The following is a 26,293-nucleotide window of genomic DNA, read 5'->3' on the forward strand; positions in this document are numbered from 1 at the left end:
GCCTCCCCTCCTGAGACCCCACATGCGCCTGTTGCCCCGCCACTCCCCGCCCGCCCACCTGGGGCGGCTGGCGTTCTCGGCCGTGGCGGGCTTCCTCCTCGCCCTCGTGCTGGCGCGCGGGGCCGTGAGCGTGGTGCTGGCGGTCGTGCCGCCGGGGCAGCCGTACGTGCGGGCGGTGGTCGGCACCCTCGCCGCGCTGGGGAGCGTGGTGCTGAGTTTCGGGCTGGCGGGGGCGCTGTCGGCGCGGGCGCTGCCGCTCGCCCGGCTGGGCCTCACGCGGGGGCAGGCACGGGCGCGGGCGGGCGTGGCGGCGGGGGCGACGGCGGGGCTGCTCGTCGTGCCGGTCGGCGGGCTGATGGGGCTGGCGGGGGTGTACCGGGGCGGGGTGGTCGGGGACGCGCTGGGCGGCTCGCAGCTCGCCCTGCTCGCCCTCGTGCTGTGCGCGCTCTACGGATTGATCTCGGGGGCGGTGCTCGGGCTGCTCACCCTGCGGGCGGGGCTGGCGTGGCGGCCCGCCCTGGGGGGCCTCGTCGGCTTCGGGGGGGTGGGGGCGCTCGGCGGGGCGCTGCTGGGCTGGGTGGGCGTGCCCGACGTGCTCGCGGGGGGCGGCTGGGCGCTCCTGGGGGTGCTCGCCGTCTTCGTGGTCACCTCGCAGGTCGTGGGGGACAGCGCCGTCGCGGCCGGGATCGACGCGGCGGCGGACAGCTCGCGGCACGACGCGGCGGACGAGCGGCAGGTCAAGCTCACGCTCGCGGCCCTCGGGCTCGCGCTGCTGGGGGTGTGGGGCCTGGGCGAGCGCGCGGTGACCTTCGTCCAGACGCGCCCGGCGCGCGCCGACCCCCTCGCCGTGCCCGCCGCCTCCGGGTTGAGTTGCGCGGCACCGACGGACTCCCTCGAACTCGCCGTGTGGCGGGTCACCACGCGGGGCAATCGGCCCGACCTCTCGTGCGGGAACGTCTTCCTGGGCTTCCTGCACACGCCGAACCCCGACCCGGCCTTCAGCGCGCAGCCGCCCACCCCGCACGGCGGCTTCGACGGCCTCGCCGCGCAGATCGCGGGGGCGCGCAGGGAAGTGCTCTACGCGGTGATGGAGTGGGCGGACGACCCCCGGCAGGGGCCGGGCGCGGTGCTGGCGCGCGGAGTGGCCGGGCTGTACGGGCGGGTGAGGGCGGACCCGGCGGCCTACCGGGGCGGGGTGACGGTGCGGGTGGCACTGGGGAACTTCCCGCAGGCGGCCAACCTGGAGTGGGGCTCGCAGGTGTACGCGGCGACGCGCGACCTCCTCGCGGCGGGGGCGCCCCTGCGCGACGACCGGGTGGGCTGGCGGGTGGAGGTCGCCAACTACGCGGGCACTTTCCCTCACAGCCACGCCAAGCTGCTCGTGACGGACGGGACGGACCTCACTGTGACGGGCTTCAACGTGGGGCCGGTCCACCTGCCGTCGGGGCCGACGCGGGGCCACGGCGGCGACGTGCGCGACCTCGGCCTGCGCTTTCGCGGCCCGGTGGCGCGCGACGGCCTGAACGTCTTCGACGACCTGTGGACCCGCAGCCTCGTGCTGGAGTGCTCGCCGGGCGTGACGGCGCGGAGCGTCCGCTCCTCCTGCCGGAGCGGGGGACCGGGCGAGCCCACCCACCCGCAGGGCACCGCCCGTTTCCCGCTGACCCGCGCCGGGGACGTGCGCGCCTTCAGCCTCTACCGCCGCGAGGGCTTCGGGATGGCGGACGACGCCCTCGTCGCGCTGCTGGACGCCTCGCGGGAGAGCGTGGACCTCATGCACGTCAGCTTCAGCATGAACGTGCGGTGCAACCTCGCCCTGCTCAACCCCCGGCTGTGTCCCCCAGGTGACGCCCTGCCGTGGATGCGGGCCCTCGTCCGCGCCGCCGAACGGGGCGTGACCCTGCGCGCCCTGCTGTACGAGCACGGCTTCCTGGGGCTGGAAAACCGGGTGGGCCTCGCCGCCCTGCGCCGCGAGCTGCGGGCGCGTGGGCTGGAAGGCCGCCTCCAGGCCCGCTGGTTCCGGGGCGGCCTGCACGCCAAGACCATGCTGGTGGACGGGCGGATGCTCACGGTGGGCAGCCAGAACCTGCACTACTCCTCGTGGACCCCGCGCGGCCTGAACGAGTACACCGTCGCCACCACCGCGCCGGAGGCCGCGCGGGGGTACGCCCGCGAGTTCGCCTTCCTGTGGGGGCAAGCCCGTCCCGCCGAGTTGCCGGGGTGGCTGGAGATGGAGGGGCAGGCGAATTGAGGAAGCGCCCGGCCCGCCAGCGTCTAAACTTTGGGAATCAAGGATTGGGCATGGTGCCCGCGCCGCATGAAAATGTAAGCTGGATCGGACCCTTGCTGAGGGGCTTGTGGGGGGGCGTGCCGGAGAAGACGGTGTATTTTGAGAGTGTGTTCCCCACGGGTGTGGGGATGGACCGTTCCGGGTACTCCTTCCGCCAGTCGTTGATCTGTGTTCCCCACGGGTGTGGGGATGGACCGTCAAGCGCGAGCTGGAGCGGCAGCGGGAGGTGGTGTTCCCCACGGGTGTGGGGATGGACCGGCGGCCTTCCCACCCTCTGCCTGTTCCGGGATGTGTTCCCCACGGGTGTGGGGATGGACCGTTGGGCGGCGAGTTGCTGCTGCCGCGAGAAGAGTGTTCCCCACGGGTGTGGGGATGGACCGTCGCGGGCGATGGACCGCAGCTCGGGCATCAAGTGTTCCCCACGGGTGTGGGGATGGACCGTGGCCCTCCTGAGCCCGAACATCGCGCTGGCGGTGTTCCCCACGGGTGTGGGGATGGACCGCGCGGGCAACGGCGCCGTGTACTACACGCCTGGTGTTCCCCACGGGTGTGGGGATGGACCGGTGGCCGAGCGGAACGGGAGGCGCCAGATCATGTGTTCCCCACGGGTGTGGGGATGGACCGATCATGCCGTTGCAGGATCGGGGCTTTAATGTGTGTTCCCCACGGGTGTGGGGATGGACCGGTGTGGGGTGACTGCCTCGTCCGGGTGGACCGGTGTTCCCCACGGGTGTGGGGATGGACCTGCCGTTCATCCGGGCGTAGTGGCCCCCGATGGGTGTTCCCCACGGGTGTGGGGATGGACCGACCATGTTCATGGCCCTGACCCCCAACTCAAAGTGTTCCCCACGGGTGTGGGGATGGACCGCAGGCGGCCTCCGAGGTCTCGTGGATGATGAAGTGTTCCCCACGGGTGTGGGGATGGACCGGGGAACCGTAACTTACGGTGGGTCGTAACCGAGTGTTCCCCACGGGTGTGGGGATGGACCGTCCTCACCGGGAGCGACGTGGGAGAGGACGGCGTGTTCCCCACGGGTGTGGGGATGGACCGCTCATTGAGGCGATCCGCGCCGCGCAGGCAGGGTGTTCCCCACGGGTGTGGGGATGGACCGCGAACCTCGACGCCTCGGACTCCCTGACCGTCGTGTTCCCCACGGGTGTGGGGATGGACCGCCACGCCGCCCTCTTCAACGGGCCTGGACTCGGTGTTCCCCACGGGTGTGGGGATGGACCTCAGGCCCAGCCCGCCCTCCTGAACCTTCGCCGGTGTTCCCCACGGGTGTGGGGATGGACCGCCATGATCCTCACCCTGCTCCGCGAGGGCCTCGTGTTCCCCACGGGTGTGGGGATGGACCGTTGGGGTCCACCTCGCGGGCGGGGAGGTAGCGGTGTTCCCCACGGGTGTGGGGATGGACCGCGGGGCGGTGGTCAGGCTGACGGCCCGGGTTGGTGTTCCCCACGGGTGTGGGGATGGACCGCGCTCGTCCCCCGCCTGGGCAGCGGTCGAGACGTGTTCCCCACGGGTGTGGGGATGGACCGATGGACAACGCGAAGGGCGCCCTGCTGGAGTGGTGTTCCCCACGGGTGTGGGGATGGACCGCCCAGCAGCGCGCCCGCCAGCGTGCCGAACTGGTGTTCCCCACGGGTGTGGGGATGGACCGTCCATCTGGGACGCGCCGCGCGCCTGGTGCCGGTGTTCCCCACGGGTGTGGGGATGGACCGGCCTGTTGTCCGGCCTCCAGCACCATCTGGATGTGTTCCCCACGGGTGTGGGGATGGACCGATTGCTCTTCGCCAGCAACACCTTGAGGGCCGTGTTCCCCACGGGTGTGGGGATGGACCGTCGCGCCGCATCGGCTGGACGTACACCCAGGCGTGTTCCCCACGGGTGTGGGGATGGACCGGACAGCGCCACCCCGTTTTGCATCAGGACACGGTGTTCCCCACGGGTGTGGGGATGGACCGACCCGGGTCTACCTGTCGCCCCTCCGGCTGTTGTGTTCCCCACGGGTGTGGGGATGGACCGGGCTGGGTCCTGGTGGACAACGTGACCGGGACGTGTTCCCCACGGGTGTGGGGATGGACCGTGTCGGCATGGCCTATTCTCCCGCGTCGAGTTGTGTTCCCCACGGGTGTGGGGATGGACCGGCCCCGCAGGGGTGGTACCCCACCCTCGACCCGTGTTCCCCACGGGTGTGGGGATGGACCGCTGCTGGCCTACCCGCACAATGCCCACAACGCGTGTTCCCCACGGGTGTGGGGATGGACCGCCGTCTGGAGGAAAGGGGCTCTTCCCGGCCCAGTGTTCCCCACGGGTGTGGGGATGGACCGGTGGGTTTGCGTGCGGCGAGGGCAGCCTTGGTGTGTTCCCCACGGGTGTGGGGATGGACCGGCGCAGACCGCGCAGACCGAGAACGGTATCTAGTGTTCCCCACGGGTGTGGGGATGGACCGGCGGACGTGCTGGCCGTGCTGGCGACCCGGGAGTGTTCCCCACGGGTGTGGGGATGGACCGGCGCCGCAGAGGCGCCGATGGTCAGACATGGAGTGTTCCCCACGGGTGTGGGGATGGACCGCGATCTGGGCCCGGTCGCACATGACGACCACCGTGTTCCCCACGGGTGTGGGGATGGACCGGTCCTCGACCGCGGCATCCAGGGCGGGCGCAAGTGTTCCCCACGGGTGTGGGGATGGACCTTCACGAACAGCCTGTTCATGGGCGAACTGCTCGTGTTCCCCACGGGTGTGGGGATGGACCGTTCCCGACGCACTCTGTTGGCGCGGGGTGCGTGTGTTCCCCACGGGTGTGGGGATGGACCGCCCGCCTCCTCCACCCTCTCGCGCCCCTAAGGGTGTTCCCCACGGGTGTGGGGATGGACCGAGGTCGCGCACGATCTCCAGGCCGCTGGCATCGTGTTCCCCACGGGTGTGGGGATGGACCGCCGAGATCGACCAGGAGGCGGTGGACATCGCCGTGTTCCCCACGGGTGTGGGGATGGACCTGTGTACGTGCGGCAGTGGGACGGGGTGAGCGGGTGTTCCCCACGGGTGTGGGGATGGACCGCGGCAGGCGGTGGAGGCGCGCCGGACGAGCGAGTGTTCCCCACGGGTGTGGGGATGGACCGAGCTGACCATCGACTACCGCCTGACCTGGGGCGTGTTCCCCACGGGTGTGGGGATGGACCGGGGGTGTGAGCATGGATTACGTGGGCGCTGCAGTGTTCCCCACGGGTGTGGGGATGGACCGCTCCTCAGGACGATGATCGGCGGTGGCCCGGCGTGTTCCCCACGGGTGTGGGGATGGACCGGGGCAGGACGCCGCGCAGCTCGCGGCCCTGTCGTGTTCCCCACGGGTGTGGGGATGGACCGTCGTCCGGCCCCATGTCGCGCAACTTCTGGCGGTGTTCCCCACGGGTGTGGGGATGGACCGCGCTGGATGAGGGGACGCTGGTCACGCTGCACGTGTTCCCCACGGGTGTGGGGATGGACCGGCGCTCGCCGAACTCGCCCGCAGGGAGGCCACGTGTTCCCCACGGGTGTGGGGATGGACCGCCGTCCTCGATGCCCGTCTGTGCATCGGTGTTGTGTTCCCCACGGGTGTGGGGATGGACCGGGTGGCTTCGAGAACCTCCAGGCCACCCTGCCGTGTTCCCCACGGGTGTGGGGATGGACCGGCCATTGCCGAGGTGAATCTCTCGTCGAAGGCGTGTTCCCCACGGGTGTGGGGATGGACCGGTGTTCTGGGGGTCATCCCCTCGGGTGAGGGGGTGTTCCCCACGGGTGTGGGGATGGACCGTTTGCCGTGGTGGGGGGTGTCTGTAGTTCGGCGTGTTCCCCACGGGTGTGGGGATGGACCGTCCACCGGTGTGGACGCTTCGGCGGCCTCGGTGTGTTCCCCACGGGTGTGGGGATGGACCGATGTGGGAACTGTTCTCGTGTTGCTCGGGCTCGTGTTCCCCACGGGTGTGGGGATGGACCGCCGCCCGCGCTGCTCTGCCTGGCGTCCAAACGGTGTTCCCCACGGGTGTGGGGATGGACCGCGCCCGCAGGGTCTGCGTACGTCATCTGCGGCGTGTTCCCCACGGGTGTGGGGATGGACCGTAGCCGCTGTTGCTGGCCGTGCCGGTGGTGCGTGTTCCCCACGGGTGTGGGGATGGACCCCCTCTGCTGCCCCGCGGTGAGCGCCGTTCTCAGTGTTCCCCACGGGTGTGGGGATGGACCGCGTTCAGCCTCGGGAACTTCTCGACGGGCAGTGTGTTCCCCACGGGTGTGGGGATGGACCGTTCCCGACGCACTCTGTTGGCGCGGGGTGCGTGTGTTCCCCACGGGTGTGGGGATGGACCGGTGACGCGCGCGCGCACGAGCACGAGCCCGGTGTGTTCCCCACGGGTGTGGGGATGGACCGGGGCGGGGGGAGCGAGATGGTGCCTGATCGCCCGTGTTCCCCACGGGTGTGGGGATGGACCGTTCTCGGCCGTCCAGCTCGTGAACCCCAGGTAGTGTTCCCCACGGGTGTGGGGATGGACCGGTGTCTGGGCCGGGAGAGGGGTCTCCCGGCACGTGTTCCCCACGGGTGTGGGGATGGACCGCGGGACCTCTTCGACGCCTTCGAGCCGTACTTGTGTTCCCCACGGGTGTGGGGATGGACCGCCCACCGGCAGCCTCTACCTGCACTGCGACCCGTGTTCCCCACGGGTGTGGGGATGGACCGTGGGCGACGGCGGCCCCGCCCCGGCGGCGCACGTGTTCCCCACGGGTGTGGGGATGGACCGCTTCAGGGGCGGGGGAGCGGGAGGCCCGCTGGTGTTCCCCACGGGTGTGGGGATGGACCGGAGGCGGGCATCTCCACCTACGAGGGGCTGCGGTGTTCCCCACGGGTGTGGGGATGGACCGCCCCAAGTCATGCCCGCCGTCTCGGGCACTCTGTGTTCCCCACGGGTGTGGGGATGGACCGCTCTGGTTCGCTGGGGACATGCTGCTGGGCTGGTGTTCCCCACGGGTGTGGGGATGGACCGGCGGCTAGTCCTTCAGCATCCGGGCTTTCAGGGTGTTCCCCACGGGTGTGGGGATGGACCGCGTTGGAACTGAGGTGGCGGCTCGCAAACGCAGTGTTCCCCACGGGTGTGGGGATGGACCGTCATGATTCGACTCTGGTGGGGCGATCAGTCGGTGTTCCCCACGGGTGTGGGGATGGACCGTCACGATCAGCCGTTTGCGCTCGTCGTACATGGTGTTCCCCACGGGTGTGGGGATGGACCGTAGAACACGGAATAACTAGCGTTCCTGTCTCTGTGTTCCCCACGGGTGTGGGGATGGACCGCACGTTCGTTCCGTTTGGTGGCGACATGTCCGTGTTCCCCACGGGTGTGGGGATGGACCGTAGTGCGAGCTGAAAGCCCAGCCGTAGTGCAGGTGTTCCCCACGGGTGTGGGGATGGACCGCGTAACCGTCCTGACGGTTGCCCCGCTTGCCGGTGTTCCCCACGGGTGTGGGGATGGACCGCCCTGTGCGACGTGGACCGGCGCGTCATGGACGTGTTCCCCACGGGTGTGGGGATGGACCGTCATGATTCGACTCTGGTGGGGCGATCAGTCGGTGTTCCCCACGGGTGTGGGGATGGACCGCCGAACGGGCAGCCAAGGTCCAGGCGTGTGGTGTGTTCCCCACGGGTGTGGGGATGGACCGTGCAGTCCGAAGGCCCGACACCCGCCCGGCGCGTGTTCCCCACGGGTGTGGGGATGGACCGTGGCCGCCCCGCTCAGGCAGGTGGATTGTTTCGTGTTCCCCACGGGTGTGGGGATGGACCGAACCTTTGATAACACCGATCTCTACAGGAAACGTGTTCCCCACGGGTGTGGGGATGGACCGCGCCCGAACAGCGCCACGTCGGGGTGCAGGGGGTGTTCCCCACGGGTGTGGGGATGGACCGACCCGGCCCTCGTACCTGTCGGCGAGTTCCAGGTGTTCCCCACGGGTGTGGGGATGGACCGGCCGAACATCGCCTTTGCCAACCTGTCCGGCTGTGTTCCCCACGGGTGTGGGGATGGACCGGGAACGTGACCAATGAGCGCGGCGTGGTCGGGGTGTTCCCCACGGGTGTGGGGATGGTCCGAGCATTCACCACGGGGCGAGCAAAGGGGATAAGTGGCTCCACGGATGTGGGAATGGTCCGTGCAGGACTCCGCGGATCGGCGCCAGGATGACGTATCCCCACACTTATGGAAGCGGCGCGTTCCTCCTATGTTCGTTGACCTACGAACTGTTGCTCTCCACGTAGGTGAAGATGACCGGTCGAGCTGACGGTCAACATAGACCTAAAGTTGATTGTTCCCTCATCTCCCCGCCCGCTAGACTCGCCCCGTGCGCCGCCGTCCCGTCCTCCTCCTCCTGCTCCTCCTCGCGGGGCTCGTCGCCCTGCTGTCTCCCGCTGCCCCCGCCCTGGCCCGTTACGGGGCCATGCCCCGCAAGGCGGAGGGCCCGGTCACGCTGCTGCTCGCGGGGGTCACGCCGAACTACCCGCCCAGCCCGGTGTGGCCCTACCCGGCGGCCCCCGAGGACTACAGCGGCCTGACCGACACCCTCGTGCTCGCGCAGTTCCGCCCCGACGGCACGGCGAACCTGCTCTCCATTCCGCGCGACACGTGGATAAATATTCCCGGCTGGGGATTCGGCAAGATCAACGGTTCGAACGTCCACGGCGGACCCGACATGCTAGTGGAGGCGGTGCAGAGCCTGACGGGCGTGCGGGTGGACGGGTACGCCCTGCTCTCGCTCCACGCCGTGCGCTCGCTCACCGACGCGGCGGGCGGCGTGACCCTCGACGTGCCCCAGCGCATGAAGTACGACGACAAGGCGGGAGGGCTCCACATCGACCTGCACCCGGGGAGGCAGCACCTCAGCGGCCAGCAGGCGGAGGGCTTCTTGCGCTTCCGCAAGGACGGCCTCGGCGACATCGGGCGGGTGGCGCGGCAACAGACGTACCTGGGCGCGATGGCCGGGCAGGTCAAAAATCCGGTTCACTGGTGGCGTCTGCCCGGCATGGTCGCCGCGCTGGACGCGAACACGAAGTCCAACCTCACGCGGGCGGAGGTCGGCGCCCTCCTCGGCTCGGCGCTGGGCGGCGTGAAGATCAACATGCACACCGTTCCCGGCGACTTCGGGGGCGGCGGAACCTGGCTGCCCGACCGCGCGGGCCTGCAAGCCATCGTGCGCGAGCATTTCCGCGACCCGAACGATCCCCGCCGCCTCACCGTGGCCGTCGTCAACGTCGGTGCCCCCGGCGGCTCCGCCCGCCGCCTCAAGGCCCGGCTGGAGGAGTTGGGCTATCAGGACGTGCGGATTTCCGACGGCCCACGCGCCGACGTGCCCACCACGGTCACCGGCCGGGCCGCCGCCGCCGTCCTGAGCGACGTGGGCCACGGGCAGCTCTCCGACGTGGAGGGCGTCCCCGGCGCGGACGTGACGGTGAGGCTGGGAAGCGACACCCCGGCGAACTGAGGGGGAGCAGCACCGCCTACAGCCCTCGGCTTCTTTCTATCAATTGCTCCAGCGGACGGGAAATGGGAAAGACTTCTTCTGCCCCGATGGCTTCTTCGTTCAGATGGAAACCGGACCAATAGTCCGGCCGCCACCGGGTCACGTCATGGTGTCGGTCGGCCCAGAGCAAATCAAAGACCGTGGGCAGGAGGGCGGCGTGAGGATGTCCTTCCACGATGGCGTCGTTGACGGAGGCCAGGAGGAATTTTCCAACGGAGTCCAACTGGGCGTTGTCAAACCCGGCGGAGTGTTCCTGGTAATACGCCCCGAACTCGGGGAGGCGCGTGTGGTCGGCGTACACGATTCCCCAGTCCTGATGCCATGACTCGCAGGGGAGTCCCAGGTCTCGTGCGGTCTCGTCGAGGCGATGACGCTTCTGCTCGGCCATGAAATCAGGCTACAACCCTCACTCGCCCCTGACGCCCATCTCTCTAAATCGATTCAGCCCGCCCGTTTTCCTGCTACGCTCGGCGGGTGACGCAACCTCTTTCGGGCAGGCTCCAGTGGTGGCAGAGCGGCATCATCTACCAGATCTACCCGCGTTCCTTTCAGGACGCCTCGGGCGACGGCGTGGGCGACCTGCGCGGGATCACGGCGCGGCTGGGGTACGTGGCCTCGCTGGGGGTGGAGGCGGTGTGGCTCTCCCCCATCTTCACCAGCCCGATGCGCGACTTCGGGTACGACGTGGCCGATTACGTGGACATCGACCCCCTCTTCGGCACGCTGGGGGACTTCGACGCGCTCGTGGCGGAGGCGAAGAGGCTGGGCCTGCGGGTGATGCTCGACTTCGTGCCCAACCACACGTCCTCGGACCATGAGTGGTTCCGGGAGGCCCTGACCGGACGGGACAGCCCGAAGCGCGACTGGTACGTTTGGCGCGACGCGGCACCCGACGGCGGCCCGCCGAACAACTGGAAGTCCTTTTTCGGGGGCGGCGCGTGGACGCTCGACGAGACCAGCGGGCAGTATTACCTCCACCAGTTCCTGCCCTCTCAACCCGACCTCAACTGGCGCAACCCCGAGGTGCGGGCGGCGATGGCGGACGTGCTGCGCTTCTGGATGCGGCGGGGGGTGGACGGCTTCCGGGTGGACGTGATCTGGCTGCTCGCGGAGGACGAGCGCTTCCTCGACGAGCCGGAAAACCCCGAGTGGCAGCTCGGTCAGGTCGAGCACAACAGCCTCCTGCACATCTACACGCAGGACCAGCCCGAGACGCACGCCTACATCCGCGAGTTGCGGCAAGTTCTGGATGAATTTTCGACGCCAGAACACGAGCGCATGATGGTGGGCGAGATCTACCTCCCAGTGGACCGCCTGCTCCCCTTCGCGGGCACGCGGGACGCGCCGATGGTGCATCTGCCCTTCAACTTCCACCTCATCCTGATGGGGTGGGACGCCGCCGAGATTCGCGCCTTCGCCGACCTGTACGACGCGGCGTGCCGGATGGCGGACACCTGGCCGAACTGGGTCCTGGGCAACCACGACCAGCACCGCTTCAAGACGCGGGTGGGATCGGCGCAGTACCGGGTCGCCCAGACCCTGCTGCTGACCCTGCGCGGCACGCCGACCGCCTACTACGGCGACGAGATCGGCATGGAGAACGTGCCCGTCCCTCTGGAGAAGATGGTGGACCCGGCGGGCCTCCAGCAGCCCGACGTGCCGAGCGCCAGCCGCGACCCCGAGCGCACGCCGATGCAGTGGGATTCCGGCCCGAACGCGGGCTTCGCCCCGGCGGGCGCGACCCCCTGGCTCCCCCTCGCCGCCGACCACGAGACGGTGAACGTGCAGGCGCAGGAGGACGACCCCGCGAGCGACCTGAACTACTTCCGGGCCCTGACGCGACTGCGCCGCGAGCATTCGGTCCTGATCGGCGGCGACTACCGCTCGCTGGACACCGGCTACGCGGACGTCTTCGCCTTCGAGCGCACGCAGGGAGGCGAGCGCGTGACCGTCCTCCTCAACTTCGGCGGCGAGGAGCGCGACCTGGGCGAGGTGGCACGGGGCCGCGTGCTCCTGAGCAGCCTGAACGACAGCCCGGCGAGTGGGACGGTGCTGCGGGGGAATGAGGCGCGAATTCTGGGGTAGGGAGATGACGCTCAGTGCAAAAGTGGGCTTGAGCAGAATTCACAGGACCGCCCTGCTCTCTCAGCTCCTCCCCCTTGAGGGGGGAGGTTGAGAGGGGGTGACCGTAAGCGACCTGCCGCGCGATGGGAGGGCCAGGCATCCAGCAAGCGACCGAGTGGGTCACACGCCCCCTCACCCCAACCCTCTCCCGCCAGGGGAGAGGGGGCCAAACGAGAATCCCCCAGATCCTCAGTACGGCAACCCCGCCAGCCTCAGCAGCGTCTCCCGCACCTCGCGCGCGCTCGCCGGGCGGCGGGTGCGGTCGGGGTCGGTGAGGGCGGCGTGGAGGGGCGAGAGGGGATCGTCGCCGAAGAGGGTGGGGGTGCCGGGATCGGGCAGCTCTCCGGTCAGGCCCCACCCCAGCAACACGCCGACGCCGTAGAGGTCGCTTTCATAGCCCAGGGGCTCGCCGCGCGCCGCCTCCGGACTCTGGAAGGCGGCGGTGCCGACACGGGTGGGGACGGGAAAGACTTCACGCACCGGGCCCGAGAGGTCGAGGTCCACCAGGGTCGCGCTGCCGTCCGCCTCCACGAGGACGTTTTCGGGCTTGAGGTCGCGGTGGACGAGCCCGCAGGTGTGCAGGTGGTCGAGCGCCCCGAGCACGTGTGCGAGGGTGAGCAAGAAGGCCTGACGCTCCAGGGTGAGGGCGGGCCGCCGGGGGTAGCGCCCGAAGAGGGTGACGCCCCGCGCGAGCGTCGTGACGAGGGCAGGCCGGTCATCCACCTGCGTGGCGGAGAGCACCCGGACGAGGCGCGGGTGGTCGAGGTTCCGGCCGTGGCGGTATTCCCGCACGGCGTGATCCGCGAAGGGGGCCCCGAAAATCTTGACCGCGCACGGCTGCCCCTGGGGCCCGACCGCGAAGTACACCACGCTGTGAGAGCCGCGACCGAGGGGGCGCACGAGCCTCACCCCCTCCCCCACCACCTGACCCGCCAGCGGCATTTCACCCAACGTTAACCCATTCGGGGCGGCCGTGGGGGCGAGATCAGCGGCAGACCGGAAGCCCCCCGCTGGGAGGGGCCTTCTTCGCCGTTCCCGGCCGGTGGCCCGGAGTCAGGGGAGTGGTCCGTCCTTCACGCCAGCCGCCTCCGTCATCTGCTGGGTCTCGGCGTAGGCCTGGGGCGTGGGCGGCGCGAGCCTGGGCTCCTGGCCCACCGGCTGGGCGGCGACGAGGCGGAACTCGCCCATCCCGTCGAGCGAGGGACCCTGGGTCCAGCGGCCCTGCGGAGGCTCGACGCCCTCGATGCCGGTGAACACGTAGTCGTAGCTCACCTCGCGCAGTTCCTCCCCCACCGGGAAGGAGTTGGGGATCGGCAGGGTGCCGGGGTGCCCGCCGAGTTCCTCGATCACGGCGAGCCACTGCTGCTGGTGCATGGTGTCGCGCGCGATCAGGAAGCGCAGCATGTCCTTCATGCCGGGGTCGTCGGTGAGCTCGAAGAGGCGGCAGGCCAGCGCCCGGCCCGTCGCCTCGGCGGTCACGTTGGCGTACATGTCGGCGGCGAGGTTGCCGCTCGCGTACACGTGTGAGCCGTCGAAGGGCACCCCGTTGGCGTCGGAGGCGAGCGCGGCCATCCCCGCCGAGAGGTACTGGCGCGGGTCACCGCCGCCCATCACGGCCTCCACCAGGGGATTGGCCTTCGCGGCGGCCTCCTGCATGGCGCTGGCAGACCCCTCCAGGTTCATCGCCACGGCGGTCGCCAGCATCTCGATATGGGCGATCTCCTCGGTGCCGGTCGCCAGCAGCATGTCGCGGTACTTCCCCGGGCCGCGGGCGCCGAAGGCCTGGAAGAGATACTGGAGACACACCCGCATCTCGCCCTCCACGCCGCCGATGGCCTGTTGCAGGGCGCGGGCAAAGCGGGGGTCGGGCGTCTCGACACGAACTGGATACTGCAACTTGCCGTCGTAATAGAACATGGCTTTTCCTCCGTGGTCACCGCCGGGGTGGTGGGTCCGGTCACTAGAGCAGGGTCCGCCGGGAGCGGGCGTGAACCCCGGATTCACGCCCCGGCGCATGTTCTGACAGCAGTGCCCCAAACACCTCAAGGAAGGCGCAAGTGCACCGGACGCGGGGCGGCGGGGTGGCTAGAATCCCCGCATGTCGGACTTCGGGCTGGTGCTGGGGGGCGGGGGCGCGCGGGGCCTCGCCCACATCGGGGTCTGGCGGGTGCTGGAGGAAGAAGGCCTGCGCCCGAGGGTCCTCGCGGGCACGAGCATCGGCGGGCTGGTCGCGGCCTTCATCGCGGCCGGGTTTTCCGCGGAAGACCTCACGCGCGTGTCGGGGGCCGTGTCGTGGCGGCGACTGCTCGACTGGCGGCTGGGGCGCGGCCTGCTGAACGCGGCGGCCTTCGAGACGTGGCTGGGGGCGAACCTGCCCGCCACCTTCGAGGAACTGCGCACGCCGCTGGCCGTCACCGCGACGGACGTGCTCACCGGGCGGCAGGTCTACCTGTCGAGCGGCCCGCTCTTCCCGGCGCTGCGGGCCACGACCGCCTACCCCGGCGCCATCGACCCCGTGCCCCAGGGGGACATGCTGCTCGCGGACGGCGGGGTCCTCAATCAGGTGCCCGTGGACGCGGCGCTTTTCCTGGGGGTTCACCGGGTGGTGGCGGTGGACGTGACGGCACCCGGCCTCCTCGAACTGCCCGCCCGGCGGCGGCTATGGCGGCGGGAGGCGGAGGCGCACCTGGGTCCCGTGCAGGCGCTCAGGCGGGCCGCCGACATCATGCAGGCGCAGCTCACCGACGCGCGGCTGAGCCTCTACCGCCCCGACGTGCTGCTGCGGCCCGCCGTGGTGGGGGTGGACCTCCAGAGCTTTCACCGGGCCACGCAGGCGATTCAGGCGGGCGAGGAGGCGGCGCGGGCCGAGTTGCCCCGGCTGCGGGCGCTGGCCTCCTGACCGTGCCTGCTTCCTGGGGCCTTCCCACCCGGGGGGACCTTTCGCCGTGCGGGCGGGGGCCAGGGTCCGCTATGCTGCGCCGGGACAACCCAAGGGAGCCGCATGACCAGACTCACAGGGGCCGCCTCCGGCCCGCTCAGGAAACTTTGGAAGGAAGTTCTCGAACCCATCGTGTTCGCGGTGGTGATCACCCAGTTTCTGGCGACGCTCGTCGGCGTGGACGGGGTGAGCATGATGCCGAACCTGCGCGACCACGAGCGCGTCTTCGTGCCCAAATACGAGACCTGGCTGCACAAGGCGGGGGTCGGCAGCTTCCAGCGCGGCGACATCCTGATCTTCAAGCCCCCGCGCGAGGCCGCCGCCGAGATTCCGAACCTCAACCGCAGCGCCTTCGGGCTGTGGAGTTACCGCCCCTTCCTGATCAAGAGGCTCATCGGCCTGCCCGGCGACCGCGTGCGCGTCTCCGGCGGCGAGGTGTTCGTGAACGGGGTGCGGCTCGACCAGAGCTGGACGACCGACTACTGGCGCGAGCAGGGCTGCTGGGACACCCAGAGCGACCTGGCGAACAACGCGTTTTCGAGCGCGGCGGGCTTCCTGCCCGACCAGCCGGAGATCACCGTGCCCGCCGGACAGTACTTCGTGATGGGCGACAACCGCACGGCGGGCGGCAGCGAGGACTCGCGCCTCTTCGGCCCGGTGCCCCTGCGCGACCTCGCGGGCCGGGCGGCGGCCGTCGTGTGGCCGATCATGCGCAAGACCAACGCGGGCTACGACTGCTCGTCGGGTCAGGTGGCGAGCCTCAGCGGCGAGAGCGTGCTGAACTGGCGCGTGCTCAGCCGCCCCGAGGCCTTCGACACCCTCAAGGCCCAGTTGGCGAAGCAGGGCGACTGACCGGGACGAGCGTCGGGAAGGCGGGAAGCGTCGGCGGAGGTCGGCGCTCTTTTTTGCCTCTCTCCTCGGAGAGCTGCGGAGCAGAGGGAGAAGCGTCAGCGTTCCCCAGCGCCCCTCCCGGCCCGACGGCACCAAACGGCGAGGGGGCGCCCGGCAACCCGCCGACCCGCCCCCGAACACCTCCCGCGGCTTACTCCTCCCCGTCCTCTTCCGCGTCGTCCCCGAGCACGCGGATGTCGGTGCTCTCCTCCACCACGCGGTACTCGCCCTCCTTGGCGATGAAGTCGGCGGCCATCCGCAGGGTCTCCTCCACCCAGACGTAATCGTTGCTGAGCGTGGCGACGCCGATCACCTCCCAGTCGTGGGCGTTGAGGCCGTCGAGGCGGGCGACCGTGAGGGGATAGCGGGCCTTGAGGCGCTCGACGACGGGGCGGACGAGGGCGCGTTTCTCCTTGAGGTTGCTCACCCACGGCATCTCGACCCGGACGGTCAGGACGCCGACGTAGCCCAGGGCCATAGAGGCTAGAGCATCCCCGCCAGGAAGCCCTGGGTACGCACGGCGCGCACGAGGTCCATGACGGTGTGCTGGCTGGGGTCGTAGTGAACCTCGATCTGGCCGTCGTCGGGGGTGGCGCGGCTCACGCCGGGTAAAGCGAGCAGGTGGGCGGCAACGCGCTCCCCGGCCTCGCGGTTCATGCCGCGAACACCGAGCAGCACGCGGGTGGCAGGACTCGTCATGCCCGCCATTATGCGCCCCCCTCCGTCCCGGTCGCCGCCGACTTCCCCACGCCGAGGCGCGTGCCGGGGGCCGTCTCCGCCCGGGTGCCCAGGTGCCGCACCGCGTACCGCCCGGTGACGTGCGCCGCTTCCTCCCCGGCGGCGGCCTCCAGCGCGGGCGTCACGGGAAAATGCACCTCGTACACGGCGGTGTCGTAGGCGCTCTTCACCGTGGCGTGGAGGAGGCCCGCCGCCGTCTCCGCGGGCGCGTCCGGGGCGAGCAGGACCGTCCGCACGAGCACGATGGGCCGGTCTCCCTGCCACACGTGCTGGGCGAAGATGGCGCCCACGAGGCCGCCCGCGTCGTCCTGGGCCACGAAGGAATGTTCGCTGCGCTCGTAGAACTTCAGGGCGGGGAGGCTGGTGCTCAGGCGGCCCTCACGCTCGCGGGCGGGCAAGGTGTCGAAGGCGGGGTCGGCGTGACGCTGGGCAGCGAGGTCGAGGGCCGCCAGGGCGTCGTAGTCGGGTTCGGCGAAGGTCCGGTAACGCATGGGGGCAGGCTAGCGCGTGCCCGTCAGGATGGCCCCGATCTCGGCGAGGCTCGGCATCGCGTCCTGCGCCCCCGAGCGGGTGCAGGCCAGGGCGGCGGCGACGGTGGCGGCGCGGAGGGCCTCGGGGAGGGGCCGACCGGACGAGCGCCACGCGACGAGCACCCCGCAGAAGGTGTCGCCCGCGCCCGTCGTGTCCACGGGGGCCACGGGATGGGCGGGCAGGCGATGGGTCGCCTCCGGGGTGACGGTCAAGCTCCCCTCCCCCCCGAGCGTGACGGTGACGGTCTGCGGCCCACGTCTGAGAAGCGAGCGGGCGGCCTCCTCCCCCGCCCCGCCTGCCAGCACCGCGACTTCGTGCTCGTTCACGATCAGGTGCCCGGTATGGGCGAGGAGGTCGGGGTCGGGGTCGCGGGCGGGCGCGGCGTTGAGCACGACGGTCAGACCGGCGGCGTGGGCGCGGCGGGCGGCCCCGCGGGTGACCTCGGGCGGCAGCTCCCCTTGCAGGAGGAGGTGGGTGAAGCTCCCCCACCCCTCCGGCAGGTGGCTGGGCGTGACATGCGCGTTTGCCCCACTCGCCACCGTGATCGCGTTCTCGCCCTCCGGGGAGACCGTGATCAGGGCGAGGCCGGTGGGGGCGTCCACGGTGTGCAGGTGGCCCAGGTCCACCCCCGCCCGGGTGAGCCCCCGCAGGGCCGCCTCCCGGAAAGCGTCCCGCCCGACCGCGCCGCAGAGGGCCACCCGCGCCCCGGCCAGCGCGGCGGCGACCGCCTGATTCGCCCCCTTGCCGCCGGGAGACACGGTGGCGTCCCCGCCGAGCACCGTCTCGCCGGGGGCCGGGATACGCTCTGCCCTTACCGTCAGGTCCGCGTTCACGCTCCCCACGACGAGGACGCTCACTCGACGCCCGCCGTTTCTTCCGGGTAACGCTCGCGCCACAGGGCCCAGCCCTCGTCGGGGAAGGCGCGCCGGGCCTCGGGGGCGAAGAGGCGGGCGCCCTCGCGCTCCAGCTCGGGGTCGGGGGTGGGAACGACCTCGGTCTCCTGCATGGCGGGATGGTCGCTCCAGGCGATCAACCGGCCCGAGCCGCCCCAGGGGTCGCTCGTGGCCCACACGACGCGGCCCACGCCGAGCAGGGCACTCGCCCCGCCGCACATCAGGCAGGGTTCCAGGCTGGTGTAGAGCGTCAGCTCCCCCGCCTCTTTGACCTTGCCCACCGCGAAGAACACGTCCATCTCGGCGTGCGCCACGCTCGCGGCCCCGACGTGCTCGGGCGTCTGGGCCTCGCCGACCCGGTTGCGGCCCCGGGCGATCACCTCGCCGTCCGCGTTCACGAGCACGGCGCCGACCGGGGCGCTGCCCGCCTCCTGCGCCTCGCGGGCCAGCCGCAGGGCTTCTTCGAGGTGGGGACGGTGGGGGGCTGGGTCCGGTGTAGGGCTCGTCATGGGGCCCATCTTGCACGACCCCCGCGCCCGTCTCCGTGGGGTCGGGGACAGCCCCGGGAGACTTTGTGTACCGGCCCCTTCCCGGGGACACCCGCTGGGGGAGTGCAAAAGCCGGGCTTTTTTGCTTATACTGAGTCCAATCTTCCTTCCCTCTCGCACGCCCGGGGCGGCCCAGGCGTGGTCCCAAGGAGTGTGCCTCACCGTATGGAAAGACCCTGGCTGGCCCATTACGAACCCGGTGTCCCGCACGACTTCACCCCCGGCAACGCGGTTCTCCCCGACCTGCTGCGGCGGAGTGCCGAACGGTATCCCGACCGGGTGGCGCTGACCTTCCTGGGGGCCACGACAACCTACCGGCGGCTGTGGCAGGACGCGCGGCGCTTCGCGGCGGCCCTCCAGAAACTCGGGGTGCGGCCCGGCGAGCGGGTCAGCGTGATGCTCCCCAACTGCCCGCAGTTCGTGGTGGCCTTTTACGGGGCGCTGCTGGCGGGCGCGACGGTGGTGAACACCAGTCCCCTCTACGTGGCCTCGGAACTGGAGCACCAGCTTCAGGACAGCGGCAGCGAGACCCTGATCCTGCTCGACGCCTTCTACCCACGTTACCAGGAGGTCGCCTCCCGCGTGCCCGTGAAGCGGGTGATCGTGACCGGCATCCAGGACGCGCTGCCCTTTCCCAAGAACGTGCTCTATCCCCTCAAGGCGCGGCGGGAGGGCACCTGGGTGGACGTGAGGGCGGGGGGGACGGTCTTTCACTTCAGCTCGCTGCTGCGCTCGCAGGCCCCCGCCCCGCAGGCGGTGACGATCCGCCCGGACGACGTGGCGCTGCTCCAGTACACGGGCGGCACGACCGGCGTGCCCAAGGGGGCGATGCTCACCCACGGCAACCTCGTGGCGAACGCCGAGCAGGCGCGGGCGTGGATGACCGACCTGCGGGAGGGGCAGGAGGTTACGCTGGCCGCCATCCCCTTTTTCCACGTGTACGGGATGACGGTCGCCATGAACCTGAGCGTCCTGATCGGCGCGACCATTGCCCTGGTGCCCAACCCGCGCGACGTGCGGATGGTGCTCTCGCAGATCACGGCGAGCAAGGCGACCCTCTTTCCCGGTGTGCCCACCCTCTACAACGCGATCAACAACCATCCCGACACCCCGAAGCACGACCTGACCACCATCCGCGCGTGCATCAGCGGCAGCGCGCCCCTCCTGCTCGAAACCGCGCGCAGATTCCGGGCGCTGACGGGCGGGGCGAATCTGGTGGAGGGCTACGGCCTGACGGAGGCCTCGCCCATCACCCACACCAACCCGATCTTCGGCGACCAGCGCGAGGGGAGCATCGGCCTCCCGATGCCGGGCGTGGACGCCCTGGTGGTGGGCGAGGACGGCGAGCCCGTCTTGAGCGGCGAGGTGGGCGAGCTGTGGGTCGCCGGGCCGAACGTGATGAAGGGGTATTGGAACCGCCCGGACGAGACGGCGAAGGTGCTGCGGGAGGCCCACGGGCAGACCTGGCTGCTGACGGGCGACCTGGCGGCGGTGGACGGGGACGGGTACTTCCGGATCGTGGACCGCAAAAAGGACCTGATCATCGCGGGCGGGTACAACGTCTACCCGCGCGAGGTCGAGGAAGTGCTGATGACCCATCCCGCCGTGCTGGAGGCCGCCGCCGTGGGCCTGCCCGACGCCTACCGGGGCGAGAGCGTCCACGCGGTGGTGGCCCTGCGGCCCGATTTGAAGGCGACGGAGGCCGAGATCATCGCCCACTGCAAGGCCAGTCTCAGCCCCTACAAGGTGCCGCGCTCGGTCGAGTTCCGCGCCGAGCTGCCCAAGACGGCGGTGGGCAAGGTGCTGCGGCGCCAGCTCGCGCAGGAAGCGCGCGAGGCGCAGGAGCAGGCGAGGGCAACCCCCACCGCGAGCTGAGCCCGCCCACCGCTCTCCGGCGGAGCCCCCGACGCGGTGCGGATAAGGAGAATGTGAGCCCCTGGCCCGACACGTGCTACGGTTGACCGATCACGGTCAACCTGATCACGCGGGGGCGTGTCCCGGACGCGTGCGGCCCGTGGCGACCAGGGGGAGAAGATGACCGAACACAAGGGACGCGGGTTGAGGAGGGGACCAACTCGGCAGGGTCGGCGCGCCGGGCTGCTGCTGGCGCTGAGCCTGGGGCTGATCGGCTGTAGCCGGACCGCCTCGCCTCCGGTCGTCGCCGCGGGAGGCCGGGTGCAGATGGAGGCCGAGGCGGGCACCGTGCGAGCCCGCCTGACTTCCCAGGCCCTCGCCGACCCCACTCGGGGCGGGCGGGTGATCAACGACCCGGGCGCGAGCGGAGGCCAGGCCGTCGCCCTGCTGGGCACCAACGACAACATCGAGTTCGTCGTGCCCCCCACCCTCCCAGCGGGACGCTACGCCGTTTCGGTGCGGGGCCGGGGCGACGAGTATCAGGGCTGGCCCACCGTGGACCTGAACGACGTGGCGCAACGGTGGATGGCCGAGGTGCCCCTCAGTTCGGCGACCTACGAGACGCGTCCTTTCGGTGAGTTCGACCTGACCCCGGGAGAGGTCCTCCACCTGTCGTTCATCAACGACCTGTACGGGGGGCCGGGCCTGGACCGCAACGCCATCGTCGACTACCTCGTCATCGAGGCCGTTCAGGACACGTCGCCCGCCAACCGCCCACCGGCCATCACCCTCCGGCCCCCCGACAACGGGGACCTCACCGGGGCGGACCGCGCGACCTTCGAGGACGAACACCACGTCACGCTGGAAGCCAACGTCTCGGACCCGGACGGCAGGGTGACCCGGGTCGAGTTCTTCCGGGAGGGCGTGAAGATCGGCGAGGACACCTCGGCCCCCTTCCGCCTCGTCCAGAGCCAGGAACGCGACCAACCCCTCGCCGGTCCGACCCCGGTCTCCTACTCGGCGCGGGCCACCGACGACCGTGGGGCCGTGACTACCTCGGCCCCCGTCCAGATCGTCGCGCGGACGCGGAGCTACGACCCGGCCAATCCTCTTCCCCTGCGCGCGATCAACTTCGGGGGCCCGGCGACGGCGGTGAACAAGTTCGGCTGTCCCTTTTGCCTGAACGGGGTATTCTTCGACGCGGGAGAGACCCGGGGCTGGACTACCAACGGCTCTGCCCAGACGGGGGACGCTCCCCTGGTCCCCGCCGCCCTGAGTGCGGAACGCGAGGAACTCGTCCGCAGCACCGTGTCGCGCCCGGGTGGCCTGGAGGTGGGCGTCTCCGTGCCCACCGGGACCTATGAGGTCTACCTGTGGGTGCGGGCTGAGGGCCCGGCCCCCTATGAGGTCCAGATGGAAGGCCGGAGCGTTGCGCGCTTCGATCCGGGGGAAGTGGGCCGCTGGGACAAACTCGGTCCCTTCCCGGTCGCGGTGCAAGACGGCGTACTCGACGTGTCGAGCACCGGCAGCGCCCCGGCGAGTTTTGCCGCCATCGAGGTGTGGCGCGTGAGGCAGCCCGGCGAGACGCCGCCGACCGTCGCCTTCGACCCCATGCCCGAGGCCACCCCCTATCCCGGCAGCGCCCTGCCGCTAAGCGTGACGGCCTCCTCCCCGAATGGGACCGTCGAGAAGGTCGAGCTTTACGCCAAGGGCCCGTCCCCGTCCAGCCGCGCTCTGAAGCTCGGGGAGGACGCAAGTGCTCCTTTCGGGCTTGTGTGGCAAGAGGCCCCCGCCGGGTACTACAGCCTGATTGCACGCGCGACCGACAGCGCGGGCCTCTCCGCGACGACAGAGACGAAAGTGATCATCCAGGCTCCGTAACACCACGACACCGGGAGCACTCCCGGTCGATGCGCCCCCACTTCAGGTGGGGGTTTGCCACCCTTTCATCTTTCCTGAGCCCAGCGGGGGGATCACAGAATCCTGACCGGGGGGAGGGTGCTTGTGAGGTTTTCGACGGTTAGTGTAGGGTGAGGGCAGTTCCGCAAGTCATGAGTTCACGGTGGACGACGTGGCGATTTGGCCGGTGTCCTGGGAACGAGGAGATGATGATGATTGAGAAGAGACTGGGCACGGCGGAACCTTCCACACGTTCGTCGAGGTGGCGGCTGGAAGCGGGCTCCGCGCTGCTGCTGAGCCTGACGTTGATGAGCTGCGGCCAGCAGGAACTGACCCCGGCGCTGGCGGCCAGCAACCTGCAACTGGAAGCGGAGGCCGGAACGATCCAGGCTTTCACGACCCCGCAGACCGTCGCCGACCCGCGCAACGGTGGGCGCATCATCAACGACCCCGCCGCCTCCGGGGGCAAGGCCGTCATCCTGCTCGGCACCAACGACAACGTGCGCTTCGTCGTTCCCGGCAGCGTCAAGGCGGGCCGCTACACCGTCTCGGTCCGGGGCAAGGGCGAGAACTACCAGGGCTGGCCCACCGTCGACCTCAACGACGAGCGGCAACGCCGGTTGGCAGTCGCCACGCTGGATTCGGCGACGTACGTGACGCGGAAGTTCGGGGAGTTCGATCTGAAGCCGGGGCAGGTGTTCAACCTGTCGTTCATCAACGACCTGTACGAGGGCCGGGGCAAGGACCGCAACGCCATCGTGGACTATCTCGTCATCGAGCCGGTCGGGACCACGCCCACCCCGCCCGCCAACCAGGCGCCGACCGTTACCCTCAGACCGCTGGACAACGGAGACTTGCCCACACCGGGAGTTCTCAAGTACAACCCGGGCCACAACGTCACGCTGGAGGCCACCGCGTCGGATCCTGACGGCTCCGTCGCCCGGGTCGAATTCTACCTGGGGTCCCAGAAGATCGGCGAGGACACGACGGCCCCGTACCGGTTCGTGTACAGCACCCAGGACTCCTTTGACGACGAGACGGAATACCCGGTCGTCTTCTCGGCCCGGGCCGTGGACAACTTGGGCGCGACCGCCAGCACGCAGACCTCGCAGACCAACGCGGTCCTCGGGGCAGATTTGGGCAACGACGGTCGGAGCATCACCTACCAGCCCCTGCGCGCGATCAACCTCGGCGGCCCGGCGGTCACCCAGGACCGGATCGTGTACGCGGCGGGCGGCGGGGGTGGGTTGACCTCGAACGGCACGGCGAACGTGCTGCCTGCGGACCGGGCCCTGGTGCCGCCCGTGACCGACCCCGACCGGGAGGCCATCGTCCGGAGCGCCGTCTCGGGTGCGGGTCCCCTGGCGCTGGCGCTGCCCCTTCCGAACACCTCTTACAACGTCTACCTGTACGTGCACTCCGAAGACGCAACCCCCTATGAGGTGCAGATGGAGGGCCGGAGCGTTGCGCGCTTCGATCCGGGGGAGGCGGGCCGCTGGGACAAACTCGGTCCCTTCCCGGTCAGCGTGGGCGACGGCGTGTTGAACGTGGCGACGACCGGCACGGCCGCGGCGAGCTTCTCGGCCATCGAGGTCTGGCGGCGGCCCCAAGCGGGCGACACAGCGCCGACGGTGAGCTTCAACCCCGTGCCCAAATCCTTTCAGGCCGCGGGCCAGGACCTCCCGCTGTCCGTGGACGCCTCGGACGCCGACGGGATTGCGAAGGTCGAGTTCTATCTCGAATACGCTGGCAGCGGCTTCCAGTCCGACGCGCAGATCGTCAAGATCGGTGAGGCCACGACCGCTCCTTACAACGTCGTGTTGAAAAACCCTCCCTCTGGCCCTTACAACATCGTTGCCCAGGCCACCGACAAGACCGGGTTGAGTACCCGGACCGGGGCCAGCGTCTTCTTCGCGCAGAGCAGCCCGTAAGAGCGGAGGCTTGACACCTGCCCCTGCTGAACCGGCGAAAGACATCACCGGTCCAGCAGGGGCCTCAAGTTGAGAGGCGCCGTGTGCGGGGACCCCGCAGGCAGTTTCTCACTTTCATTGACGCGCCTCAAAGGGCACGCCGGGCTCGCTCTCGCTCTCCCTCAAAAGTTCTTCCAGGATCAGCCGTTCTCGGTCAATCCGTCTCCCCAGCCCCATACCACGTGGGGGATTGGCCTGTGCTTGCGAGGCAGTCCAACTTTCATGAAGGCACCATTATTGTGAAGTTTTTCTCTCTCAGGATAGGGTGAGTTCAGTTCCACAAAAGATGAGACGAGGAGGAGCCACTGGTTCCCCTACCCTGTGGGACGAAAAAGGGAAAGACGATGACTTACACGAGACTTAACCAGAGGGCGAATCTTTCCGGAGCTCGAATGAGGCGTCACGCCGGGTTGGTGCTGCTGAGCCTGACGCTGGCGGCGTGCAGTCAGCAGGCCAACACGCCGACGGCCACCAGCGACTTGCAGTGGGAAGCGGAGGCGGGCACCATCCAGGCTTTCACGACGCCGCAGACGGTCGCCGACCCCCGCAACGGGGGCCGCATCATCAACGACCCCGCCGCCTCCGGGGGCAAGGCCGTCATCCTGCTCGGCACCAACGACAACGTGCGCTTCGTCGTTCCCGGCAGCGTCAAGGCCGGCCGCTACACCGTCTCGGTCCGGGGCAAGGGCGAGGCGTACAAAGGCTGGCCTACCGTCGACCTCAACGACGAGCGGCAACGCCGGCTGGCAGTCGCCACGCTGGATTCGGCGACGTATGTGACGCGGAAGTTCGGGGAGTTCGATCTGAAGCCGGGGCAGGTGTTCAACCTGTCGTTCATCAACGACCTGTACGAGGGCCGGGGCAAGGACCGCAACGCCGTCGTGGACTACCTCGTCATCGAGCCCGTCGGGACGACGCCCACCCCGCCCGCCAACCAGGCGCCGACCGTTACGCTGAGCGTCGAGAACGGAGTTCTACCTGCGTTTGAGTCCGATACCTCCGGCATCGAGAGTTTCGCGGACGATAACAACATCATCTTGAACGCTGGCGCTTCCGACCCAGACGGCAAGATAGTGAAGGTTGAATTTTACGCCGACGGCACCAAAATCGGCGAGGACATGACCGCGCCCTACAGCCTCGTGCTTGCACGCGAAGGCGATGTGGATACCACCTTCGCCACAAACTTCACGGCCCGGGCCATTGACCACCAAGGGGCGGCGACCACTTCCGATCCGCGTTTGACGGTCTCCTACTCCGGCAACTCCACCATCTCGGTGTCCCGCGCGATCAATTTCGGCGGGCCGGACGTGCAGATTCAGAGTTACGAGCCGCTGTTCCTCGGCCCAAATTTCTCGGCGGGCGAGGGGGCGGGGATCACGACGAACGGCACCTCCACCGTCTTGCCCACCAGCGCGCCGCTCTCGCCCACTCCCGAGCCCGACCGCGAGGCCCTGGTCCGCAGCGCCCTGTCACGTCAGGGGGGGCTGGAGGTCAACGTGCCGCTGCCCAACGCCTCTTACGAGATCTACCTGTGGGTCCGCGCGGAGGACGCGACCGCCTACGACATCCGGATGGAAGGGCAGACCGTCGGGCGGTTCGATCCCGGCGCGGCGGGCCAGTGGAAGCGGCTCGGGCCCATCAATCTCAGCGTGGGTGACGGCGTGCTGAACGTGGCGAGCACGGGGACGGCCACAGCTAATTTCTCGGCCATCGAGGTGTACCGCAGGCCACAGGCGGGGGACACGATCCCCACGGTGACCCTGACCCTCCCAGCCTCCTCCTCTTTCGTGACCCCGGTCCCCGCAGGTCAGCCGCTGACCCTGGCGGCGGAATCTTCGGACCCGGACGGCATCGCGCGGGTCGAATTCTTCGCCTTTCCCTACGGCGGCGGTACCCCGGTTCAAAAGATCGGCGAGGCCACGAGCGCGCCCTATACCGTCGTCTGGCGGAACACCCCGACCAGCGGCCTCTACAACATCCTGGTCGTCGCTACCGACAACGCTGGTGTTTCCTCCAGGCAAGGGAACCCCACGCGGGGAGGCGTGACCGTCGCCTTCTCTTCTCCGTAAACAGTTCTTATTG

Annotated in this window: 17 protein-coding genes and 1 CRISPR repeat array; of the genes, 9 read left to right on the forward strand and 8 right to left on the reverse strand. The window is 69.8% G+C overall.

What is annotated here, in order from left to right:
* The first annotated feature begins 22 nt into the window (after nt 1-22).
* Both IC605_RS21185 and IC605_RS21190 read left to right on the forward strand, forming a co-directional pair.
* Nucleotides 23-2,251, forward strand: coding sequence for a phospholipase D-like domain-containing protein (locus tag IC605_RS21185; protein ID WP_216328690.1), 2,229 nt, complete (start codon nt 23-25; stop codon nt 2,249-2,251).
* 146 nt (nt 2,252-2,397) lie between these two features.
* Nucleotides 2,398-8,401: direct repeats of the CRISPR family, unit length 29 nt; unit sequence GTGTTCCCCACGGGTGTGGGGATGGACCG.
* Between the two features lie 248 nt (nt 8,402-8,649).
* Nucleotides 8,650-9,786 (forward strand): LCP family protein, encoded by a 1,137-nt coding sequence (locus IC605_RS21190; RefSeq protein ID WP_216328692.1) that lies wholly within the window; start codon nt 8,650-8,652, stop codon nt 9,784-9,786.
* A gap of 16 nt (nt 9,787-9,802) precedes the next feature.
* Here the strand turns inward: IC605_RS21190 and IC605_RS21195 are convergent, their stop codons facing one another.
* Nucleotides 9,803-10,213: a hypothetical protein gene (locus IC605_RS21195; RefSeq protein ID WP_216328694.1), complete on the reverse strand. Its 411-nt coding sequence runs from the start codon at nt 10,211-10,213 to the stop codon at nt 9,803-9,805.
* Between the two features lie 86 nt (nt 10,214-10,299).
* On the opposite strand from IC605_RS21195, the gene IC605_RS21200 reads away from it, so the two are divergent.
* Entirely contained in the window at nt 10,300-11,910 is a 1,611-nt protein-coding gene (locus IC605_RS21200) for an alpha-amylase family glycosyl hydrolase (protein ID WP_216328696.1), read from the forward strand.
* Nucleotides 11,911-12,138: 228 nt separating this feature from the next.
* Here the strand turns inward: IC605_RS21200 and IC605_RS21205 are convergent, their stop codons facing one another.
* On the reverse strand, nt 12,139-12,891 hold the full coding sequence (locus IC605_RS21205) for a serine/threonine-protein kinase (RefSeq protein WP_216328698.1): 753 nt from the start codon (nt 12,889-12,891) through the stop codon (nt 12,139-12,141).
* A gap of 111 nt (nt 12,892-13,002) precedes the next feature.
* Nucleotides 13,003-13,866: a manganese catalase family protein gene (locus IC605_RS21210; RefSeq protein ID WP_216328700.1), complete on the reverse strand. Its 864-nt coding sequence runs from the start codon at nt 13,864-13,866 to the stop codon at nt 13,003-13,005.
* Between the two features lie 181 nt (nt 13,867-14,047).
* Between IC605_RS21210 and IC605_RS21215 the strand changes: the two genes are divergently transcribed.
* A complete protein-coding gene (locus IC605_RS21215) occupies nt 14,048-14,848 on the forward strand; it encodes a patatin-like phospholipase family protein (protein ID WP_216328702.1) in 801 nt (266 codons plus the stop codon).
* Nucleotides 14,849-14,950: 102 nt separating this feature from the next.
* Nucleotides 14,951-15,739 carry a signal peptidase I gene (lepB, locus tag IC605_RS21220; protein WP_216328704.1) on the forward strand — a complete coding sequence of 263 codons (789 nt, stop codon included), beginning with the start codon at nt 14,951-14,953 and terminating at the stop codon, nt 15,737-15,739.
* A gap of 190 nt (nt 15,740-15,929) precedes the next feature.
* Here lepB and IC605_RS21225 read toward each other — a convergent pair whose 3' ends face one another.
* From IC605_RS21225 to IC605_RS21245, 5 genes are read right to left on the reverse strand one after another with little or no spacing between them, the layout of a single operon-like run.
* Nucleotides 15,930-16,256 (reverse strand): DUF503 domain-containing protein, encoded by a 327-nt coding sequence (locus IC605_RS21225; RefSeq protein WP_216328706.1) that lies wholly within the window; start codon nt 16,254-16,256, stop codon nt 15,930-15,932.
* A 5-nt stretch (nt 16,257-16,261) separates the two neighbouring features.
* Nucleotides 16,262-16,486 (reverse strand): heavy-metal-associated domain-containing protein, encoded by a 225-nt coding sequence (locus tag IC605_RS21230; RefSeq protein WP_216328708.1) that lies wholly within the window; start codon nt 16,484-16,486, stop codon nt 16,262-16,264.
* Nucleotides 16,486-17,007: a DUF1999 domain-containing protein gene (locus IC605_RS21235; RefSeq protein ID WP_216328710.1), complete on the reverse strand. Its 522-nt coding sequence runs from the start codon at nt 17,005-17,007 to the stop codon at nt 16,486-16,488. Before IC605_RS21235 ends, IC605_RS21230 begins: the two co-directional genes overlap by 1 nt.
* Before the next feature lie 9 nt (nt 17,008-17,016).
* The gene (locus tag IC605_RS21240) at nt 17,017-17,904 is read right to left on the reverse strand and encodes a ribokinase (protein ID WP_216328711.1); all 888 of its coding nucleotides are present in this window, start codon (nt 17,902-17,904) and stop codon (nt 17,017-17,019) included.
* Nucleotides 17,901-18,449: a nucleoside deaminase gene (locus tag IC605_RS21245; protein WP_216328713.1), complete on the reverse strand. Its 549-nt coding sequence runs from the start codon at nt 18,447-18,449 to the stop codon at nt 17,901-17,903. The genes IC605_RS21240 and IC605_RS21245 overlap by 4 nt, the downstream gene beginning before the upstream one ends.
* Nucleotides 18,450-18,653: 204 nt before the next feature.
* Here IC605_RS21245 and IC605_RS21250 point away from each other — a divergent pair, with 204 nt between their 5' ends.
* The 4 genes from IC605_RS21250 (at nt 18,654) to IC605_RS21265 (ending at nt 26,280) form a co-directional block, all read left to right on the forward strand.
* Nucleotides 18,654-20,363, forward strand: coding sequence for a long-chain-fatty-acid--CoA ligase (locus IC605_RS21250; protein ID WP_216328715.1), 1,710 nt, complete (start codon nt 18,654-18,656; stop codon nt 20,361-20,363).
* A 159-nt stretch (nt 20,364-20,522) separates the two neighbouring features.
* Nucleotides 20,523-22,223, forward strand: a complete 1,701-nt coding sequence (locus IC605_RS21255; RefSeq protein WP_216328717.1) for an Ig-like domain-containing protein — start codon at nt 20,523-20,525, stop codon at nt 22,221-22,223.
* Nucleotides 22,224-22,453: 230 nt separating this feature from the next.
* Nucleotides 22,454-24,172, forward strand: coding sequence for an Ig-like domain-containing protein (locus IC605_RS21260; RefSeq protein ID WP_216328719.1), 1,719 nt, complete (start codon nt 22,454-22,456; stop codon nt 24,170-24,172).
* 431 nt (nt 24,173-24,603) lie between these two features.
* The gene (locus IC605_RS21265; protein ID WP_216328721.1) at nt 24,604-26,280 is read left to right on the forward strand and encodes an Ig-like domain-containing protein; all 1,677 of its coding nucleotides are present in this window, start codon (nt 24,604-24,606) and stop codon (nt 26,278-26,280) included.
* Nucleotides 26,281-26,293 lie beyond the last annotated feature (13 nt).

Origin of the sequence: Deinococcus aestuarii (assembly GCF_018863415.1) — a bacterium.
In the GTDB taxonomy this organism is placed as follows: domain Bacteria; phylum Deinococcota; class Deinococci; order Deinococcales; family Deinococcaceae; genus Deinococcus; species Deinococcus aestuarii.

Coding starts and splice junctions, on each gene's coding strand:
- IC605_RS21185 (WP_216328690.1), top strand. CDS start 23: ATGCGCCTGTTGCCCCGCCACTCCCCGCCCGCCCACCTGGGGCGGCTG.
- IC605_RS21195 (WP_216328694.1), bottom strand. CDS start 10,213: ATGGCCGAGCAGAAGCGTCATCGCCTCGACGAGACCGCACGAGACCTG.
- IC605_RS21205 (WP_216328698.1), bottom strand. CDS start 12,891: ATGCCGCTGGCGGGTCAGGTGGTGGGGGAGGGGGTGAGGCTCGTGCGC.
- IC605_RS21210 (WP_216328700.1), bottom strand. CDS start 13,866: ATGTTCTATTACGACGGCAAGTTGCAGTATCCAGTTCGTGTCGAGACG.
- IC605_RS21215 (WP_216328702.1), top strand. CDS start 14,048: ATGTCGGACTTCGGGCTGGTGCTGGGGGGCGGGGGCGCGCGGGGCCTC.
- lepB (WP_216328704.1), top strand. CDS start 14,951: ATGACCAGACTCACAGGGGCCGCCTCCGGCCCGCTCAGGAAACTTTGG.
- IC605_RS21225 (WP_216328706.1), bottom strand. CDS start 16,256: ATGGCCCTGGGCTACGTCGGCGTCCTGACCGTCCGGGTCGAGATGCCG.
- IC605_RS21230 (WP_216328708.1), bottom strand. CDS start 16,486: ATGGCGGGCATGACGAGTCCTGCCACCCGCGTGCTGCTCGGTGTTCGC.
- IC605_RS21235 (WP_216328710.1), bottom strand. CDS start 17,007: ATGCGTTACCGGACCTTCGCCGAACCCGACTACGACGCCCTGGCGGCC.
- IC605_RS21245 (WP_216328713.1), bottom strand. CDS start 18,449: ATGACGAGCCCTACACCGGACCCAGCCCCCCACCGTCCCCACCTCGAA.
- IC605_RS21250 (WP_216328715.1), top strand. CDS start 18,654: ATGGAAAGACCCTGGCTGGCCCATTACGAACCCGGTGTCCCGCACGAC.
- IC605_RS21255 (WP_216328717.1), top strand. CDS start 20,523: ATGACCGAACACAAGGGACGCGGGTTGAGGAGGGGACCAACTCGGCAG.
- IC605_RS21260 (WP_216328719.1), top strand. CDS start 22,454: ATGATTGAGAAGAGACTGGGCACGGCGGAACCTTCCACACGTTCGTCG.
- IC605_RS21265 (WP_216328721.1), top strand. CDS start 24,604: ATGAGGCGTCACGCCGGGTTGGTGCTGCTGAGCCTGACGCTGGCGGCG.